Below are 17,166 nucleotides of genomic sequence, written 5' to 3'. Positions count from 1 at the left end.
ATTGCTGGCAGAAGCGCTCGAACACCTTGTCCGCGGAATCGTTGACTCCCCTGAGGATGTCAAGGTAAGCGCCAAGAACAACCGCCGCGGGGATACCCTCGAGGTGCGCGTTCACCAGGATGACCTGGGACGGGTAATCGGACGCCAGGGCCGCACCGCCCGCGCACTGCGCACGGTTGTAGCGGCGCTGGCAGATGGCGAGCAGGTCAGGGTCGACGTCGTCGACACCGACCGCCGCCGGTAACGCGCCTGCAACACTTGTCTTGAGTCCGGCCCCTTCACCAGCTAACGGTGGAGGGGCCGGACTGCTTTCACGGCGAACACCACCCCCAATTTTTCACAACGCACTCCGGAACAGAGGAACACATGCAGCTTCAGGTGGCACGAATCGGTAAGCCCCATGGAATCCGTGGCGAGGTGACCGTGCAGGTGCTCACCGATGCCCCCGGCGACCGGTTCGTCCCCGGCACCGAATTCGTGGTCGAGCCCGCCTCGGCCGGACCGCTCACGGTTCACAGTGCCCGCTGGAACAAGGACATCCTCCTGATTGCCTTCGAGGAAATTGAAACCCGGAACGAGGCCGAAACCCTCCGCGGCGCCAAGCTGTTCGTCGAGTCCGAAGAGCTTGAAGACAACGACGACGAAGGCTGGTACGAGCACGAACTCGTAGGCCTGGAAGCGCGGGTCGGCTCGCAGGTGGTGGGCAAGGTGTCCGGCCTGAACACCATGCCGGTGCAGGACCTGCTCGTGGTGAAGACGCCCGACGGCAAGGAGATCCTGATCCCGTTCGTTGAGCAGATCGTCCCCGAAGTCAACGTCGCGGAAGGCTATGTCCTGGTGACGCCGCCCCCAGGCCTCTTCGAGATCAACCTCGAGGATGCCGGCGCCGCCGAAGCCGGGGAGCCGGAAGCCGGGGACTCCGACGCCGGGGACTCCGAGCCGGGGGCCAAAGCCTAGATGAGAATCGACGTCGTCAGTATTTTTCCCGAGTACCTGGCACCGCTGGAACTCTCGCTGATCGGCAAGGCCAGGCAGGACGGCCTGCTGGACCTCAACGTCCACGACCTCCGCTCCTTCACTACCGACCGCCACCGCACCGTGGACGATACTCCCTACGGCGGCGGTGCCGGCATGGTCATGAAAGCCGAGCCGTGGGCCCAGGCCCTGGCGTCGGTGGCCGCGGCCCAGCCGGCGGACGCCGGCAGGAAGCCGGTGCTCATCGTGCCGTCCCCGGCAGGGGAGCGCTTCAACCAGGCGCTGGCGTACGAACTTGCCGAAGAGGACCAGTTGGTTTTCGCCTGCGGCCGCTATGAAGGCATCGATGAACGCGTCATTGAATGGGCGGAAGAGCACTTCACCGTTCGCCCGGTCAGCCTCGGGGACTACGTCCTCAACGGCGGCGAGGTCGCCGTCCTGGCCATGGTGGAGGCCATCGGCAGGCTGTTGCCGGGCGTCGTGGGCAACCCCGAGTCCCTCGTGGAGGAGTCCCATTCGGACGGCCTGCTCGAGTACCCCGTCTACACCAAGCCCTCCGTCTGGCGCGAGCGGGAGGTGCCGGAAGTCCTGCTCAGCGGGAACCACGGCAAGATCGCCCAGTGGCGCCGGCACGAGCAGTACCGCCGGACGGCGGAACGCCGGCCTGACCTGCTGGAGACGTTCGACGCCGGACGTCTTCCCCGCGCTGACCGCTCCGCGCTCGCGGACCTGGGGTACGACGTCGTCGACGGCCGCCTCAAGCGCCGCCCGGAGCCCGGAAGCGCCGCCTCCGCCTGACTGTCCGCCGCGATTGGCTGTAGACCGCCGAGTGTGGCAAAATTAGTCCTTGTGTCTGCTGGGTCCGCACCTGCCACAGGGGGAGCGCAACCAACAGCAAGGCAACCCGGTACCGCCAATCAGTGGCGGGACCGGACCACAACACTTTCGGCGGGAATTCCCGGGCCATAAATCCGGGCTTGGCCGCCGTGACCCAAAGTGAATGACCTGTGGCGTTCACCAGGAGTGGATCAATGCATATCCTCGATTCCGTAGATGCAGCCTCGCTGCGCACCGATGTTCCCCAGTTCCGCGCGGGTGACACCATCAAGGTTCACGTGAACATCATCGAAGGCAAGAACTCCCGTGTCCAGGTATTCCAGGGCTTCGTCCTGGGCCGCCAGGGTGACGGCATCCGCGAAACCTTCACCGTCCGCAAGGTTTCCTTCGGCGTCGGTGTGGAGCGTACCTTCCCGGTGCACTCCCCGATCATCGACAAGATCGAACTCGTCACCAAGGGTGACGTGCGCCGCGCCAAGCTTTACTACATGCGTGCACTGCGCGGTAAGGCTGCGAAGATCAAGGAAAAGCGCGACTTCAGCACCGCCAAGTAAGTCCTTCCGGACTTTCAGGGCGGGTCCCGAACCCGTATCCGGCCAGCGCCGGAGCCATCCGCAACAGCGTTACAGGATACGGACCATGGACCAGACGAAACGCCAGCCAGGGAAACCGGGCTGGCGTTTTGCGTTGGTGGCACTGGCGCTGGCGGTGATCGTCAGCGGGCTGATCCGCTCGCTGTGGCTGGACGTGTACTACATACCATCGGCCTCCATGGAACCGCTGTTCGACACCGGCGACCGGATCCTGGTCTCCCGCACCGGCTTCCAGTCGGAGCCGATCCGGCGCGGCGACGTAGTGGTATTCGATGGCCGGGGCTCTTTTGCACCGCTCAACAGCGGTTCCGGCCCGCTGGAGGACGCACTGGCGGACACCGGGCACTGGCTGGGACTCACCGGCAGTGATACTACATACGTAAAGCGGGTAATCGGCCTGCCCGGCGACCACGTGGTCTGTTGCGACGCCGAAGCGCGGCTCACAGTGAACGGCCAGCCGCTCGTGGAGCCCTACCTCTATGACGGGGACCCGGCGAGCAGCCAGAAATTCAACGTGACGGTTCCGGCGGGGCGGCTCTGGCTGTTGGGCGACCACCGCTCCGTGTCGGCCGACTCGCGCAGCCTGCTGGGTGCGCCCGGCGGCGGTATGGTTCGGGAGGACAAGGTGATCGGCCGGCCGGTACAGATCATCTGGCCGCTTGATAGATTTGCCCCAGTGGCGCGGCCGCCGTTGGCGGCCGCAACTACAACGAAGGACGGACAGTAGATGCCGGAAAGAGATCCCGGGACTTCCGAGCCGCAGCAGACTGCTGCCCGGCAGGGAAGGCACGTTTCGGGAGAGCCCGATTCGGCCGTGGCCGTCCCTGGAGACCCTGCACCCGGGCATCCTGGTTCCGGAGTGCCTGTATCGGCCGCGCCGGTATCTGACGTGCCCGCCTCCCCAGGGCCCGTATCTGCAGAGCCCGGCTCCGGGTCTGCCTCCGGGAAGGACGCCCCGGCAGAGCCCGCCTCGCGACGGGCCGCAGACGCAGGCCGAAAGAGGCCGGCTCCTGCCCGCAACCCCTTCCTGCTGTGGCTGAAGGAAATCGCCACGGTGGTGGTGATCGCCGTCGTGCTGTCCTTCCTCATCAAGACGTTCCTGTTCCGCGCCTTCTACATTCCGTCCGAGTCCATGGTGAGCACCCTGGACATCAACGACCGCATCTTCGTCAACCTGCTCGTTCCGGAGCCGTTTGCCCTGGAACGTGGGGACGTGGTGGTGTTCAAGGACACCAAGGGCTGGCTGCCGCCCACTCCGCAGAAGGCCGACGGGCCGTTCACCTTCGTCGAGGACGGGCTGACGTTCGTGGGCCTGCTGCCGGACAACTCCGAACAGCACCTCGTCAAGCGCGTCATCGGGCTACCCGGAGACCAGGTCATCTGCTGCGACGCCGACGGCAAGCTCACGGTCAATGAGGCCCCGCTGGACGAGAAGTACGTCAACCCGGCAGAAGTGCCGCTGGTGCGCAGCTTCGACGTCGAGGTGCCGGCCGGCAAGGTCTGGGTCATGGGGGACAACCGCAACCATTCCGCGGACTCCCGCGCACACACGGACTCCAACGGCGGGTTCGTAGACATCGCCGACATCGAGGGCAAGGCCGCCGTCATCGCCTGGCCGCTGAACCGCTGGGCGGCCCTGGACAACTACCCCGACGTGTTCAAGAACGTCCCGTCGGCAGGCTAGCCATGTCCGTTGCACCCACCCTTGACTACGAGAAGCGCTTTCTTCCGCGGGGAGCGCGGTTCCTGGCGGGCGTCGACGAGGTGGGCCGCGGGGCCCTCGCCGGACCAGTAAGTGTGGGAATCGCCGTGGTGGACCTACGGCAGATGAAGCTCCTGGCGGACGTCCGTGACAGCAAGCTGCTGAAAGCAGCCGACCGTGAACGGCTGGATCCGCTGGTCCGGGCCTGGAGCGTGGCCTGTGCGGTGGGGCACGCCAGCGCCCGGGAAATCGATGAACTGGGCATCATGGGTGCCCTCCGAACGGCCGGGAACCGGGCATGGTTCGAGATCCTGGGGACGGGCATCACACCGGATGTGGTCCTGCTGGACGGCAGCCACAACTGGCTGTCGCCGGACATCCAACCGTCTTTGTTTGACGAGGTCCTCGTGGATCCGGGCTGCGATGCGCCGGTGCACACCCTGGTCAAGGCCGACATGCAGTGCCTGAGCGTGGCTGCAGCGAGCGTCCTGGCCAAGGTGGAGCGGGACCGCACCATGCAGGAGCTGCACCTTGAGTACCCGGCTTTCGGCTGGGACGTCAACAAGGGCTACGGGACGGCAGCGCACCGGGAGGCCATCCGGGCCTCCGGCCCCAGCCCGTATCACCGGGTCAGCTGGAACCTGCTGTCTGAGTAGGCTTTCCCGGCGGGTGGCTGGCACGTGGCAGCTTCTGGATGCTGCCTGGACCGGTTGAGGTTCGGCTGGACGGGTGCCGGTGCGCGCGGGCCCGCTACATGGTGCAAGATGGAACCATGAGTGCCGAAGACCTTGAGAACTACGAAACCGACATGGAGCTACAGCTCTACCGTGAATACCGCGACGTCGTCGGGCTGTTCAGCTACGTGGTCGAAACCGAGCGGCGCTTCTACCTTGCCAACCACGTGGACCTGCAGGCGCGCAGCGCCGACGGCGAGGTCTACTTCGACCTCACGCTCCAGGATGCCTGGGTCTGGGACGTCTACCGTTCGGCACGGTTCGTCAAGAGCGTCCGCGTCATCACGTTCAAGGACGTCAACGTCGAGGAACTCCCGCGCAGCGAGGAGCTGGCATTGCCCAAGGACGTTGACTTGGGGAACTAGGAGCTGCACGCGAAGACATCGAGGTTTTCGGCCATCCGGTCCGGGCGCACGGACTTGGGAATGACCACCACCACGCGCTGGATGAGCCAGCGCAGCACCACCTGCGCGACGGACTTGCCATGGTGGTTGGCGATGGACGCAAGGGTCGGGTCGGAGAAGAGGTTGTTCCTTCCTTCGGCAAACGGACCCCACGACTCGTGCTGGACGCCGTGCTCCGGCATGTAGTCGTGCTCCGCCTGCCGCTGGTAGAAGGGGTGTGTTTCGATTTGGTTCACGGCCGGGGTGATGTCGTTGTGGGTGATCAGGTCGATGAGCCGGTCTGAGTGAAAGTTCGACACGCCGATCGCTCGGATGTGGCCCTCGGCATGGAGGTCCTGCATGGCGCGCCACTGGCTGTAGTAGTCGCCGTAGGGCTGGTGCATGAGGTACAGGTCAATGGTGTCTAGGCCGAGGCGGCGCAGCAAGTTCTCAAACGCCCGCCAAGTGTTGCCCTCGCCCGGGTCCTGGACCCGCAGCTTCGTGGTGATAAACAGTTCGTCGCGGGCGATGCCGCTGTTCCTGATGGCGCGGCCGACTGCTTCCTCGTTCTGGTGTTCCTGCCACGGGGCCGGCTCCGGCTGTCCTCCGGCTAACAGGCGTCGGGGAGCTGTTGCCACTCTTCCTCCACACGCCTGTCCTGCCCCTGGTTTTCCCACATAGCTCGATCGGTCTCTGTCCCGCGTGGCGGCGCCCCCGCAGTCTTGTTGCGGAGGTAGAAATGAAAGCCAAAGACCTGCTGGGCCGGCGCGGCGAAGAGCTCGCGGCCGAGTATCTTGAATCGCTGGGCATGCTGATCGTGGAGCGCAACTGGCGCTGTCCCGACGGCGAAATCGACATCGTTGCCTTGGACGGCGATGCGCTCGTCATCGCGGAAGTGAAGACCCGGCGGTCGCTCGCCTATGGCCACCCGTTCGAGGCCGTGGGTTCGGACAAGCTTGCCCGCCTGCATCGCCTGGGCTCAGCCTGGTGCCGCGATCATGAGCTTCGGATGCCGCTGCGCCGTGTGGACGTCATTGCTGTCCTGGATGACGGCGTGTGCGAGCCGACCCTTGAACACCTCAAGGGGGTGGGGTAGTGGCGCTGGGACGAACGTATTCGGTGGCCCTGGTGGGACTGAACGGCTATATCGTGGAGGTCGAGGCCGATATAGGCCAGACTCTGCCCGCATTCGTCATCCTGGGCCTGCCCGATGCGTCCCTCAATGAAGCCAAGGAACGGATCCGGTCGGCTGCGCAGAACTCCGGCATTCCGCTGAGCCGGCGGAAGATCACGGCCAACCTCATCCCCGCGTCCTTGCCCAAGCGCGGCTCCGGATTTGACCTGGCGATTGCCATGGCCACACTGCGAGCGGCGGATGACATCAGGCCCACGGGGCGCACGGTCTTCATTGCCGAACTCGGCTTGGACGGACAGCTGCGGCCGGTCCGCGGCGTCCTCCCCGCCGTGATGTCGGCCGTCCAGGCCGGGTACACGGACGTCATCGTCGCCCAGGCCAACGCCGCTGAGGCAGCGCTCGTCCCCGGCGCTCGCGTCCAGGGCTACAAGACCCTGGCACGGCTCGCCTTCGACTTCGGGGCAGACCCCTTGGAACTTGCCCTCGATTTCGAGCCGGAGGATGAACCCGCCGGCGACGACACCGAAAGCGTTGGCGTGACCGTCCCGGACATGTGCGACGTCTCGGGCCAGGGGGATGCCCGACGTGCCCTGGAGGTGGCGGCCGCGGGCGCCCACCACCTGCTGCTCACCGGTCCGCCCGGGGCCGGCAAGACCATGCTGGCGGAACGGCTCCCCGGGCTCCTCCCCGATCTTGGCGACACCGAGGCAATGGAGGTGACGGCCATTCACTCGCTGTGCCAGCTCCCGTCGTCGTCGCTGCAACTGGTCAGGCGGCCGCCCTTTGAAAACCCCCACCACACGGCCACATCCGCGGCAATCATCGGCGGTGGCTCCGGACTGCCGCGGCCCGGTGCGGCGTCCCGCGCGCACCGGGGGATTCTCTTCCTTGACGAGGCGCCGGAATACGAGCGCCGGGTCCTGGACGCTCTCCGGCAGCCGCTCGAGAGCGGTGAGCTTGTGATCCACCGTTCAGCAGGCACCGCCGCGTACCCGGCACGCTTCCAACTGGTGCTCGCGGCCAACCCCTGCCCCTGCGGCAAAGCCTCGGGCAAGGGCGTCGAATGCACCTGCACACCCACCATGCGGCGCCGGTACCTGGCGCGCATGTCTGGACCTTTGCTCGACCGGGTGGACATCCAGCTGCAGGTGGACCGCGTTTCCCTGGCGGACTTCGGCCAGTCAGGCGGCGAAGAGGACACCGCGACGGTCGGAGGCCGGGTTCTTGCCGCCCGGTCACGCCAGCTGCAGAGGCTTCGTCCCCTCGGAATGGAAACCAACTCGCAGGTGCCCGGGCGCGTGCTTCGGGGCGACTTAAGGCTCGCACCGGCCACCACCCGCATCCTGGACCATTCCCTGGAGAGGGGCGTGCTCACAGCCCGCGGCTACGACCGGGTACTCCGGCTCGCCTGGACGCTGGCTGATCTCGGAAGCAGGGAGCAGCCGGACGCGAACGACATCGGACAAGCACTTAGCCTACGCCAGGTTGCTTCGGCAGCCGCCTGAAAGGAAAGTTCATGGAAAACGAGCGACTGGCGCGCGCCGCCCTGTCCAGGCTGATGGAACCGCAGGATGCGGCAGGACTTGCGCTGGTGCAGGTTGCCGGCGCGTTGGATGCGCTCGGGATTGCCACCGGGGAGCTGAGCTACGGCCCGGCCCTGGAACAGGAAATCACGGGTGTTCTGGCAGAACATGGCTCCGTAACGTCGTGGGCGGGCATGGCAGCGGCCCTGAAACGCTGGGCGCCCAGGATTCCGGACCTTGCACCGGAACGCGACCTGGCCACAATGGAACGGCTGGGCGGCCGGATGATCATACCGGGAGATGATCTGTGGCCCGGGCAACTGGGGGATCTGGGCATCCACGAGCCCATCTGCCTCTGGTGGAGGGGAGTCGAGCAGGAGCTGCCGCCGGCAGCGAAGTCGGTGGCGCTGGTCGGTTCACGGGACAGCACCAGTTATGGTGCATCGGTCACCGGAGACCTTGCCTATTCGCTCGCGCAACGGGGGTTCACCGTGGTGTCCGGGGGCGCTTACGGCATCGACGCGCATGCACACCGCGCGGCCCTGGCGGGCGGCTCGGGTCCGATGCCAACCATTGCGGTGATGGCCGGTGGCGTGGACCGCTTCTATCCCTCCGGAAACGAGGATCTACTGCGCGCGGTGGCCAACCAGGGTGCCGTCATCGCTGAAGTACCGCCAGGCTCTGCACCCACGCGGTACAGGTTCCTGCAACGCAACCGGATCATCGCCGCGCTGGCCTCGGTGACCGTCGTTGTTGAGGCCCGATGGAGGTCCGGCGCGCTGAACACGGCTCACCATGCAGAAACGCTCGGCAGAGCTGTGGGAGCTGTCCCGGGATCGGTCCACAGCGCCAACTCCGCCGGCTGCCACCGGCTGCTGCGCGAGGGCGGGGCCATCTGCGTTACGGACGCAGCGGAAATCGCGGAGCTGGCCTCACCGAGCGGGGAATCCCTGCCCGACGCGCGGGCGGGCAGGTCCGCGGATCACGACGGCCTGACGCTCGAGGACCTCATTCTGCTCGACGCCCTTCCGCTGCGGTCAACCAGCTCAGTCGAGAAACTGAGCAGCGTTGCCGGGCTCGGCGTCGAGTCGGTGCGGGCGGGCCTGGGCAGGCTGAATCTGCTGGGCCTCGCGGAGTCAGGGGCTGGTGGCTGGAAGAGGACCAAGACCGCCGGCTGATGGCGGGTGGTGGCCGCCGCGGCGCGCCGGGTGCGCTCCTTGATTGCCCGCCGAATGCTGGGAAAGTGGGAGCGTGGAGAAAGAAGAACTGCCGCCGGCGCTCGCCCGGGCCATCACCGGATTTGGCCGGTACCTGACCGGCGAGAGGGCGCGGTCAGAACACACGGTGCGCGCCTACCTTTCGGACGTCGGAAGCCTGCTGGCCCACGCGGCCACGGAAGGCGTCACGGATCTCGACGGGGTCGAACTCGGTACGCTGCGGCGCTGGCTTGGCGCCCAAAGCGAGTCCGGCGTGTCCCGTTCCACGCTGGCGCGCCGTTCAGCCACCGCCCGGAGTTTCACCGCCTGGGCCCTGCGCGAGGAGCTCATCGACACCGATCCGGCGCTGCGCCTGAAGGCACCGAAGAAGGAGAGCTCCCTGCCCGGCGTTCTTCAGCATCAGCAATTGGTCCGGCTGCTGCACGGGCTGAAGGAAGCGGCGCGGGACGGATCCCCGATGCCACTGCGTGACTTGGCCATCGTTGAACTGCTGTACGCCACGGGCATCCGTGTCGGCGAACTCGCGGGTCTCGATGTTGACGACCTTGATCCCGACAGACGGACCCTGCGTGTGGTTGGTAAAGGCAACAAGGAGCGGACCGTTCCCTACGGACTGCCGGCGGCGCTCGCCGTCGACGACTGGCTGCGCCGTGGCCGCGGAAAGCTCGTCGCTGCGGGCAGCGGCCCCGCGCTGTTCCTTGGTGTCCGGGGCGGCCGGGTGGACCAGCGCCAGGTGCGGAGCGTCGTGAAGGGCCTGTTCGAGGCTTTGGGGGATACCGCAGCCACCGGTCCGCACGCGCTGCGGCATTCGGCTGCCACCCACCTGCTCGACGGCGGTGCCGACCTGAGGGCGGTTCAGGAAATCCTGGGCCACAGCAGCATTGCCACCACGCAGATCTATACCCACGTATCAGTGGACCGGCTGCGGAACAGCTACCAGCAGGCCCACCCCCGCGCGTAGGCTGCGTGTGACAGCTTCCGATGAACCACCGTTCCACGGCGCGCCGAATTGCACTGGCGTAATTAGGCGGGGTACGGCACAATAAGACCCAGGTCCGGCAACTTTCAAGTTGTGCTTTAAGCCAGCGGCTTAGGTGCTATTTGCGAGTCCGGCATTATTTTCATAGATTGGCAGGAATTACCGGCACCACGCGGCACCCTGAGCAGCAAACATCCATCCATGAAGGTCGTTGGGGAAGACGTACCTACAGCTATGGAGGATGGAATGTCTGTTGCAATGACCCGCGGTGTGCTGTTTATTCACTCGGCCCCTACCGCACTGTGCCCTCACGTTGAGTGGGCCATTGGATCTGTCGTGGACAAGCGCACAGATCTTGAATGGACCGCTCAGCCCGCCGCACCCGGCATGTTCCGCTCGGAGCTGTCCTGGACCGGCGCGCAGGGGACAGGTGCGCAATTGGCGTCTGCCCTGCGGGGGTGGGCGCACCTGCGCTTCGAGGTCACCGAGGAACCCAGCCAGGGTGTGGACGGCGGCCGCTGGTCGCACACTCCCGAGCTGGGGATCTTCCATGCCGTGACGGACGTCCACGGCAACATCATGGTTTCGGAAGACCGCATCCGCTACGCCTATGAGTCCGGCGCGGGCGATCCCTCGGCCGTCTACCACGAGCTCTCGCTGGCCCTCGGCGAAGCCTGGGACGAGGAGCTCGAACCCTTCCGGCACGCTGCCGAAGGCGCTCCCGTGCGCTGGCTGCACCAGGTGGGCTGACGCTGCACCAGGTGGGCTGACGCCGCGGCCGGACATCCCCCATAGCAATGAAGAAGCCCCCGCCAACCGGCGGGGGCTTCTTCAGTGGTCCGTCGTGATCACACGCTGCGGACGGCGATGACGGCGTTGTGGCCGCCGAAGCCGAACGAGTTGCTCAGTGCCACGATGTCTCCGGCGGGAAGATCCCGGGAGGAGGTGACGACGTCGAGCGGGATCTCCGGATCCTGGTTCTCGAGGTTGATGGTGAGCGGGGCCTTGCGATCGTAAACAGCCAGCACCGTGAGAACAGCCTCAACGGCGCCGGACGCGCCCAGCAGGTGGCCCATCTGCGACTTGGTGGCGGATACCGCCACGTTTTCCAACTGGGATCCCAGGGCAGCGCGCAGCGCGGTGTACTCGGGCTTGTCGCCCACCGGCGTGGAGGTGGCGTGGGCGTTGACGTGCACCACGTCCCCGGCCTGGATCCGGCCGTCGAACATGGCTGCCTTCAGGGCGCGGGTGGCACCGAGGCCTTCGGGGTCCGGGGCAGTGATGTGGTAGGAGTCGGACGTCACGGAGGTGCCGGCCAGTTCGCCGTAGATCCGCGCTCCGCGAGCCAGGGCGTGCTCTTCGGCCTCGAGCACCAGGGCGCCCGCACCCTCGCCCATGACGAAGCCGTCGCGGCCCATGTCGTAGGGGCGTGAGGCGTGCTCGGGATCATCGTTGCGGCGGGAGAGCGCCTGCATCGAGGAGAATGCGGCCAGGGGCATCGGGTGGATGGCGGCTTCGGCGCCGCCGCACATGACCACGTCGGCCTTGCCGGAACGGATCAGGTCCAGGCCGAGGTGCAGGGCTTCCGTGCCGGAGGCGCAGGCGGAGACGGGCGTGTGCGCCCCGGCCCGGGCACCCAGGTCAAGGCTCACCGCGGCGGCGACGCCGTTGGGCATGAGCATCGGGACGGTCATGGGCAGGACCCGGCGCGGTCCCTTCTCCTTCAGCGTGTCCCACGCGTCCAAGAGAGTCCACACGCCGCCGATGCCGGTGGCGAAGGCAACGGCCAGCCGGTCGTGGTCAACCTCGGTGATGCCGGAATCGGCCCAGGCTTCGCGGGCGGCAATAACGCCGAACTGCGTGGACGGGTCCATGCGCTTGGCCTCGACGCGGCTCAGGACCTCAAGGGCGGGGGTGGAGCAGCGGGCGGCGAAGTGGACCGGTAGTTCGTACTTGGCTACCCAGTCATCTTCGAGCGTGTGTGCGCCGGAGACCCCCTTCAGCGCGTTCTTCCACATAGTGGGTACATCGCCGCCGATGGGCGTGGTGGCACCCAGACCGGTAATGACTACTTTGCGTGTCATGGGATCACTCTCTGTCGGTGCGCGTGCCGTGTCCTGTGCTGCTGGGCCGGAGGCCTGAGTCGGGGGCGTGCGGAGGGGTCTGCGAGAAAATTATGTGGTGCTTCGGCCGGCCGGTCCGGAATGTGTTGTCCGGGCCGGCCGGCCGGGTTCAGCCGATGCGCGGCTGGAGCCTTATCAGGCTGCCTGTGCGCCTGCGATGAAGCTGACGGCGTCGCCGACGGTCTTGAGGTTCTTGACCTCTTCGTCCGGGATGCGCACGCCGAACTTTTCTTCAGCGTTGACAACGATCGTCATCATGGAGATGGAGTCGATGTCCAGGTCCTCGGTGAAGGACTTGTCCATCTCAACTGCCTCCGGGGCCAGGCCGGTCTCTTCGTTGACGATTTCAGCCAGTCCGGCCAGGATCTCTTCGTTGCTAGCCATTGATGGCTCCTTTTCTTGTTATTGCCGGCAGGGAATGCCGGAAATGATGCAAACCGCGGTTGCGGCTTGGTTTGGGTATTCCTACGGAAGGACAACTACCTGGGCGCCGAAGACCAGCCCGGCGCCGAAGCCGATCTGCAGGGCCAGTCCGCCGCTCAGCTCCGGGTTTTCCTGGAGCAGCCGGTGCGTGGCCAGGGGGATGGACGCGGCCGAGGTGTTGCCGGCGTCGGCGATGTCCCGGGCCACGGTGACGGTTTCCGGGAGCTGGAGCTTCTTGACCATTTCGTCGATGATCCGCATGTTGGCCTGGTGCGGAATGAAGGCCACCAGGTCTTCTGCCCGGATGCCGGCGGCGTCCATGGCCTGCTGGGCCACCTTCGCCATTTCCCACACGGCCCAGCGGAAGACGGTCTGGCCGTCCTGGCGCAGAGTCGGCCAGATGGCGGCATCCGTGACGGCCGCTTCGCCGGCACTGAGAGTGCGGGGGTCCTGTCCGGCGCCGCCCTGGTGGGCTGCGGAGTATTCCCGCACGTCCAGCAGCGAGTGCGTCATGCCGATGGCGTCCCACTTGCTGCCGTCCGAACCCCAGACGGACGGACCGATGCCCGGCGTGTCGGACGGGCCGATCACCACCGCGCCGGCGCCGTCGCCCAGCAGGAAGGAGATGGTGCGCTCGGTGTTGTCGATGACGTCGGAGAGCTTTTCGGCGCCAACCACGAGCACATACTGCGCGGTGCCGGAACGGACCAGCGCATCGCCCTGGGCAATGCCGTAGCAGTAGCCGGCGCAGGCGGCGGAGATGTCGAAGGCGGGAGCCGGCGTCGCGCCGAGGCGGTCCGTGAGGCTTGCGGCCGCTGACGGCGTGACGAACGGGTGCGTCACGGTGGAGACAATTACCGCACCGAGCTGGGAGGCCTCAATGCCGGCCCTCTCCAGCGCCTCGCGGGCGGCACCTTCGGCCATGTCAATGACGCTGACGTCGGCGGGCGCCCGGTGGCGGGTGATGATGCCGGTCCGCTGGCGGATCCATTCATCGGAGGAATCGATCCACTGGCACACGTCGTCATTGGTCACAATGACATCGGGGCGGTAGGCGCCGATGCCCAGGATGCGGGTGTGCTCGTTGGCCAGTGACTGCTTCAGCGCGGGAACGCTCATGCCTGTCCTTCCAGTTCTGCGAATAGTGCAAGGGCTGCGGACAGGTCTTCGGGGGTTTTCACGGCCACGGTCTTCACGCCCGGCATGCCGCGCTTCGCGAGTCCGGCGAGGGTGCCTGCGGGCGCCAGTTCGATGAGGCCCGTGACGCGGCGCTGCACGAGCGATTCCATGCACTGGTCCCAGCGGACGGGGCGGGACACCTGCGCGATCATGCGGTCCACGGCGGCTGCGCCGTCCGTGACTTCCTGGCCGTCGGCGTTGGACAGGAGCGGTACTGCGGGGGCCTGCGGCTGCAGCTCGGGCTTCAGGGCTTCCAGTGCGCTCACGGCCGGCGCCATGTGCGAGGTGTGGAAGGCTCCTGCCACCTTGAGCGGGATGACGCGTGCCTTGGCCGGGGGATTCTCCGCCAGGGCCTTGAGCTGCTCGAAGGTGCCGGCGGCAACCACCTGGCCGGCACCGTTAACGTTGGCCGGCGCGGCGCCTGCAGCTTCAATGGCCGCGAGGACCTCGGCGGGATCCCCGCCTACCACGGCGCTCATGCCGGTCGGCGTGACAGCGGCGGCTTCGGCCATGCTGTTGGCGCGGACCCGCACGAAGGTCATGGCTTCTTTTTCGGTCAGCACGCCGGCCAGGGCCGACGCCGTGATCTCTCCGACCGAGTGTCCGGCCAGGATGACCGGCAGCGAGCTGAGCTCGACGTCGAACAGTGACTTCGCGGCCACGAGCCCGGCGGCCACGATCAGGGGCTGCGCAACGGCGGTGTCCTTGATGGTGTCCTCATCCGAGGTGGTCCCGTGCGCCGTGAGGTCGATGCCTGCGATTTCGCTGAGGGAGGCCAGATGGCCTGCTACGGAAGGCAGTTCCAGCCAAGGGGCCAAGAATCCGGGGGTCTGTGAGCCCTGTCCAGGGCAGACGATTGCAAGCACGTATCCAGCTTTCCAAATTACCGCGTGATTCATGGTGTTTCCGTACACCAAGCTCACTGGGTCAGTTTGTAGGAAGTCTACAACGGTTCAGTTCGAGTTCCGCGCCGAATGGCGCTCCACGGCGGGCTTGGGCGGCGTTGAGAGCCGCCCCACGACGAGCGCGGCCTGAAGCACAAAGGCTTCCCGGGGGAGCAGCGGATCCCAGCCTGTGACGTCACAAACGCGCTTGAGGCGGTAGCGGACCGTGTTGGCATGAACGAAGAGTTCCCGCGCGGTGGCCTCGAGCGAGTGGCCCAGCTCGAGGTACGTGCCGAGTGTCTCCACCAGGCCGTTGGAGGCGGCCAGCAGCGGCCGGTAGATGTTCTTCACGAGCGACCGGCGCGCGGCGTCATCGCCGGAAATGACCCGCTCGGGAAGAAGATCATCCGCGGCCACCGGGCGGGGCGCCGAGGGCCAGGCCCGCGCGGCGGTGAGCCCGGCGAACGCCGATTGCGCCGAGCTGCTGGCCTCGAGCAGCGAGCTCGCCTCGGCGCCGTAGACCACGGGACCCGGCGCGAACATCTCGCTCAGCTTCAGGTACGCCGTTTCTCGGTCGTGGACGCCGCCGAGAATGAGGATCAGGCGGTCGCCCTGGATGCCCACGAGCGCGTCTTCCGCAAAGCGGCCCGCGGTCCGCCGGAGCTCGCTCACATAGCTGGCGCTGGGTTCCGACGGCGAGTTCCCCACCATGACGGTGAAGCGCTCCTGGGCCTTCCAGCCGAGGGCGGCGATCCTGGACCGCAGCGCATCGGTGTTTTCGCCCCGCAGGATGGCGTCTACGATCAGGGCTTCGAGCCGGGTGTCCCAGGACCCGCGGGACTCGGCGGCCCTTGCATACACATCGGCGGCGGCGAAGGCGACTTCGCGTGAGTACCGCAGCACGGCCTCCCGCAGCGACGGCTGATCCGCCTCGGGGGCAATGACGGGGACCTGGTCCTCGACCACTTCCACCACAATCCGGATCAGCTGGAGCGCTTTCTGCAGGCTGATAGAGCGGGTGAGCTCCGTGGGTGCCGTGCCGAAGACGTCGGAGAGGATCCAGGACGGGGAACTGGGCCGCTCGTACCAGGTGACGAACGCCGCGATGCCGTTTTGCGCCACGAGACCCAGTGCGGAGCGTTCGTCGGAGCTGAGCCGGCTGTACCAGGGCAGTGACTTTTCCAGTTGGCGCATGGTGGTGGTGGACAACTGGCCAACACTGGCCCGGAGCTTTTTGAGGGTCTCTGTCTTTTCCGGCGTCATGGCGCGCGACGGCGGTTTGCGCTTGGCAGGGGCGGGGGTGGGCTCGGGCATGCATCGAGCATACGGGGCCCGCCCGGCAAGCTCCATTTTGTGTAAAGGCTACAACTGCGGTTGCGCTGCATCACAGCACAGTACGAGCGCCGCGTCAGCAGCGCCGTAAGGGGTCAAAACGCCGACGACGGCCCCCACCTTTGGTGAGGACCGTCGTCGTCTGTTGTGCAGAGCGGGAACTTCGCTGGTTGAGCTTGGTTTCGACACGCTCAACCGGCAATAGTCAGGATTCGCCGCCCGCGTTGCCGGTGGTGCCGGCGTTGACGTCGTGCAGGCGGTACTTCTCAATTGCCTGCGCCGGTGCCTGGGCGTCAACCTCGCCGCGGCGGGCCAGCATCTCCAGCGAACGGACCACCACAGAGTGGGTGTCGTTCTTGAAGAAGCGGCGAGCGGCGGCGCGGGTGTCCGAGAAGCCGAAGCCGTCGGCGCCGAGCGAGGCGAACTCGTTCGGCAGGAACTGGCGGATCTGGTCCGGGACTGCCTTCATGTAGTCGGAGACTGCCACGATCGGTCCGGTCGCCCCGGCGAGCTGCTGGGCGACGAACGGCACGCGTGCTTGCTGTCCGGGGTTGAGGAATGCCTCTTCCTCGGCGGCAAGGCCGTCGCGGCGCAGTTCGTTCCAGGAGGTCACGGACCAGACGTCGGCCGAAACACCCCAGTCCTCGGCCAGGACCTTCTGCGCTTCCAGCGCCCACGGCACTGACACGCCGGAAGCCAGGATCTGCGTGCGCGGCCCGTCGATCTTGGCGGGCTTCAGCAGGTAGATGCCCTTCAGAACTCCCTCAACGTCCAGCTCATCCGGTTCGGCCGGCTGGGTGATGGGCTCGTTGTAGACCGTGATGTAGTACATCAGGTTCCGCTCCGTCGAATCCGGACCGTACATGCGCTCCAGTCCGTCGCGCACGATGTGGCCCATCTCGTACCCGTAGGCGGGGTCGTAGGTGACCACTGCTGGGTTCGTGGAAGCGAGCAGCGGCGAGTGGCCGTCGGCGTGCTGGAGTCCTTCGCCGGTCAGGGTGGTCCGCCCGGCGGTGGCGCCGATGATGAACCCGCGGGTCATCTGGTCGGCGGCGGCCCAGAAGGCATCGCCGGTGCGCTGGAAGCCGAACATGGAGTAGAACACGTAGACCGGGACCAGCGGCACGCCGTGGGTGGCGTAGGCGGT

The 17,166-nt window shown here is 66.6% G+C and carries 19 protein-coding genes and 1 pseudogene; 13 read left to right on the top strand and 7 right to left on the bottom strand.

What is annotated here, in order from left to right; translation table 11 throughout:
• Position 1 precedes the first annotated feature (1 nt).
• From CXQ90_RS00100 to CXQ90_RS00065, 8 genes are all read left to right on the top strand, one after another.
• Positions 2–244: an RNA-binding protein gene (locus CXQ90_RS00100; RefSeq protein ID WP_056632598.1), complete on the top strand. Its 243-nt coding sequence runs from the start codon at positions 2–4 to the stop codon at positions 242–244.
• Between the two features lie 122 nt (positions 245–366).
• Complete coding sequence (gene rimM, locus CXQ90_RS00095) at positions 367–957, top strand: ribosome maturation factor RimM (protein WP_104136057.1); 591 nt, start codon at positions 367–369, stop codon at positions 955–957.
• Entirely contained in the window at positions 958–1,773 is an 816-nt protein-coding gene (gene trmD, locus CXQ90_RS00090; RefSeq protein WP_104136055.1) for a tRNA (guanosine(37)-N1)-methyltransferase TrmD, read from the top strand. It abuts the gene before it with no gap.
• Between the two features lie 233 nt (positions 1,774–2,006).
• Positions 2,007–2,366 carry a 50S ribosomal protein L19 gene (rplS, locus tag CXQ90_RS00085; RefSeq protein ID WP_104136054.1) on the top strand — a complete coding sequence of 120 codons (360 nt, stop codon included), beginning with the start codon at positions 2,007–2,009 and terminating at the stop codon, positions 2,364–2,366.
• Between the two features lie 85 nt (positions 2,367–2,451).
• On the top strand, positions 2,452–3,132 hold the full coding sequence (gene lepB, locus CXQ90_RS00080; RefSeq protein ID WP_104136052.1) for a signal peptidase I: 681 nt from the start codon (positions 2,452–2,454) through the stop codon (positions 3,130–3,132).
• A complete protein-coding gene (gene lepB / locus CXQ90_RS00075) occupies positions 3,133–4,089 on the top strand; it encodes a signal peptidase I (protein WP_258064237.1) in 957 nt (318 codons plus the stop codon).
• A gap of 2 nt (positions 4,090–4,091) precedes the next feature.
• Positions 4,092–4,763 carry a ribonuclease HII gene (locus CXQ90_RS00070; RefSeq protein ID WP_104136049.1) on the top strand — a complete coding sequence of 224 codons (672 nt, stop codon included), beginning with the start codon at positions 4,092–4,094 and terminating at the stop codon, positions 4,761–4,763.
• A gap of 116 nt (positions 4,764–4,879) precedes the next feature.
• Entirely contained in the window at positions 4,880–5,206 is a 327-nt protein-coding gene (locus tag CXQ90_RS00065; protein ID WP_056632617.1) for a DUF2469 domain-containing protein, read from the top strand.
• Here CXQ90_RS00065 and CXQ90_RS00060 read toward each other — a convergent pair.
• Positions 5,203–5,862 carry an aldo/keto reductase gene (locus CXQ90_RS00060; RefSeq protein WP_258064236.1) on the bottom strand — a complete coding sequence of 220 codons (660 nt, stop codon included), beginning with the start codon at positions 5,860–5,862 and terminating at the stop codon, positions 5,203–5,205. The genes CXQ90_RS00065 and CXQ90_RS00060 overlap by 4 nt on opposite strands.
• A gap of 101 nt (positions 5,863–5,963) precedes the next feature.
• Here CXQ90_RS00060 and CXQ90_RS00055 point away from each other — a divergent pair, with 101 nt between their 5' ends.
• From CXQ90_RS00055 to CXQ90_RS00035, 5 genes are all read left to right on the top strand, one after another.
• Entirely contained in the window at positions 5,964–6,320 is a 357-nt protein-coding gene (locus CXQ90_RS00055) for a YraN family protein (protein ID WP_104136046.1), read from the top strand.
• Positions 6,320–7,864 (top strand): YifB family Mg chelatase-like AAA ATPase, encoded by a 1,545-nt coding sequence (locus CXQ90_RS00050; protein WP_104136044.1) that lies wholly within the window; start codon positions 6,320–6,322, stop codon positions 7,862–7,864. The genes CXQ90_RS00055 and CXQ90_RS00050 overlap by 1 nt, the downstream gene beginning before the upstream one ends.
• Positions 7,865–7,875: 11 nt before the next feature.
• Complete coding sequence (gene dprA / locus CXQ90_RS00045) at positions 7,876–9,060, top strand: DNA-processing protein DprA (protein ID WP_104136043.1); 1,185 nt, start codon at positions 7,876–7,878, stop codon at positions 9,058–9,060.
• A gap of 73 nt (positions 9,061–9,133) precedes the next feature.
• Entirely contained in the window at positions 9,134–10,060 is a 927-nt protein-coding gene (locus CXQ90_RS00040) for a tyrosine recombinase XerC (protein ID WP_104136042.1), read from the top strand.
• Positions 10,061–10,324: 264 nt separating this feature from the next.
• Positions 10,325–10,828 (top strand): DUF3145 domain-containing protein, encoded by a 504-nt coding sequence (locus CXQ90_RS00035; RefSeq protein ID WP_078026576.1) that lies wholly within the window; start codon positions 10,325–10,327, stop codon positions 10,826–10,828.
• 98 nt (positions 10,829–10,926) lie between these two features.
• Here CXQ90_RS00035 and CXQ90_RS00030 read toward each other — a convergent pair whose 3' ends face one another.
• From CXQ90_RS00030 to CXQ90_RS00005, 6 genes and pseudogenes are all read right to left on the bottom strand, one after another.
• Positions 10,927–12,162 carry a beta-ketoacyl synthase gene (locus CXQ90_RS00030; RefSeq protein ID WP_104136040.1) on the bottom strand — a complete coding sequence of 412 codons (1,236 nt, stop codon included), beginning with the start codon at positions 12,160–12,162 and terminating at the stop codon, positions 10,927–10,929.
• A gap of 174 nt (positions 12,163–12,336) precedes the next feature.
• A complete protein-coding gene (locus CXQ90_RS00025) occupies positions 12,337–12,585 on the bottom strand; it encodes an acyl carrier protein (protein WP_104136039.1) in 249 nt (82 codons plus the stop codon).
• A gap of 81 nt (positions 12,586–12,666) precedes the next feature.
• Positions 12,667–13,743: a beta-ketoacyl-ACP synthase III gene (locus CXQ90_RS00020; RefSeq protein ID WP_104136037.1), complete on the bottom strand. Its 1,077-nt coding sequence runs from the start codon at positions 13,741–13,743 to the stop codon at positions 12,667–12,669.
• The gene (locus CXQ90_RS00015) at positions 13,740–14,669 is read right to left on the bottom strand and encodes an ACP S-malonyltransferase (protein ID WP_181038377.1); all 930 of its coding nucleotides are present in this window, start codon (positions 14,667–14,669) and stop codon (positions 13,740–13,742) included. Before CXQ90_RS00015 ends, CXQ90_RS00020 begins: the two co-directional genes overlap by 4 nt.
• A gap of 87 nt (positions 14,670–14,756) precedes the next feature.
• Positions 14,757–16,001: a CdaR family transcriptional regulator gene (locus CXQ90_RS00010; RefSeq protein WP_104136033.1), complete on the bottom strand. Its 1,245-nt coding sequence runs from the start codon at positions 15,999–16,001 to the stop codon at positions 14,757–14,759.
• 223 nt (positions 16,002–16,224) lie between these two features.
• Positions 16,225–17,166, bottom strand: a pseudogene (locus CXQ90_RS00005) (pyruvate dehydrogenase (acetyl-transferring), homodimeric type); the annotation flags it as partial.

The organism is Arthrobacter sp. ZGTC131, from assembly GCF_002929275.1.
GTDB lineage: Bacteria > Actinomycetota > Actinomycetes > Actinomycetales > Micrococcaceae > Arthrobacter.
The sequence above is the reverse complement of the archived record's forward strand: the minus strand, read 5'-3'. Positions and strand labels throughout refer to the sequence as shown.

What these genes read in the sequence shown, in the direction of transcription:
- CXQ90_RS00035 (WP_078026576.1), top strand. Translation starts at nt 10,325, where the DNA reads ATGTCTGTTGCAATGACCCGCGGTGTGCTGTTTATTCACTCGGCCCCT.
- CXQ90_RS00065 (WP_056632617.1), top strand. Translation starts at nt 4,880, where the DNA reads ATGAGTGCCGAAGACCTTGAGAACTACGAAACCGACATGGAGCTACAG.
- lepB (WP_104136052.1), top strand. Translation starts at nt 2,452, where the DNA reads ATGGACCAGACGAAACGCCAGCCAGGGAAACCGGGCTGGCGTTTTGCG.
- rimM (WP_104136057.1), top strand. Translation starts at nt 367, where the DNA reads ATGCAGCTTCAGGTGGCACGAATCGGTAAGCCCCATGGAATCCGTGGC.
- rplS (WP_104136054.1), top strand. Translation starts at nt 2,007, where the DNA reads ATGCATATCCTCGATTCCGTAGATGCAGCCTCGCTGCGCACCGATGTT.
- dprA (WP_104136043.1), top strand. Translation starts at nt 7,876, where the DNA reads ATGGAAAACGAGCGACTGGCGCGCGCCGCCCTGTCCAGGCTGATGGAA.
- CXQ90_RS00025 (WP_104136039.1), bottom strand. Translation starts at nt 12,585, where the DNA reads ATGGCTAGCAACGAAGAGATCCTGGCCGGACTGGCTGAAATCGTCAAC.
- CXQ90_RS00070 (WP_104136049.1), top strand. Translation starts at nt 4,092, where the DNA reads ATGTCCGTTGCACCCACCCTTGACTACGAGAAGCGCTTTCTTCCGCGG.
- trmD (WP_104136055.1), top strand. Translation starts at nt 958, where the DNA reads ATGAGAATCGACGTCGTCAGTATTTTTCCCGAGTACCTGGCACCGCTG.
- CXQ90_RS00010 (WP_104136033.1), bottom strand. Translation starts at nt 16,001, where the DNA reads ATGCCCGAGCCCACCCCCGCCCCTGCCAAGCGCAAACCGCCGTCGCGC.
- CXQ90_RS00030 (WP_104136040.1), bottom strand. Translation starts at nt 12,162, where the DNA reads ATGACACGCAAAGTAGTCATTACCGGTCTGGGTGCCACCACGCCCATC.
- CXQ90_RS00020 (WP_104136037.1), bottom strand. Translation starts at nt 13,743, where the DNA reads ATGAGCGTTCCCGCGCTGAAGCAGTCACTGGCCAACGAGCACACCCGC.
- CXQ90_RS00055 (WP_104136046.1), top strand. Translation starts at nt 5,964, where the DNA reads ATGAAAGCCAAAGACCTGCTGGGCCGGCGCGGCGAAGAGCTCGCGGCC.
- lepB (WP_258064237.1), top strand. Translation starts at nt 3,133, where the DNA reads ATGCCGGAAAGAGATCCCGGGACTTCCGAGCCGCAGCAGACTGCTGCC.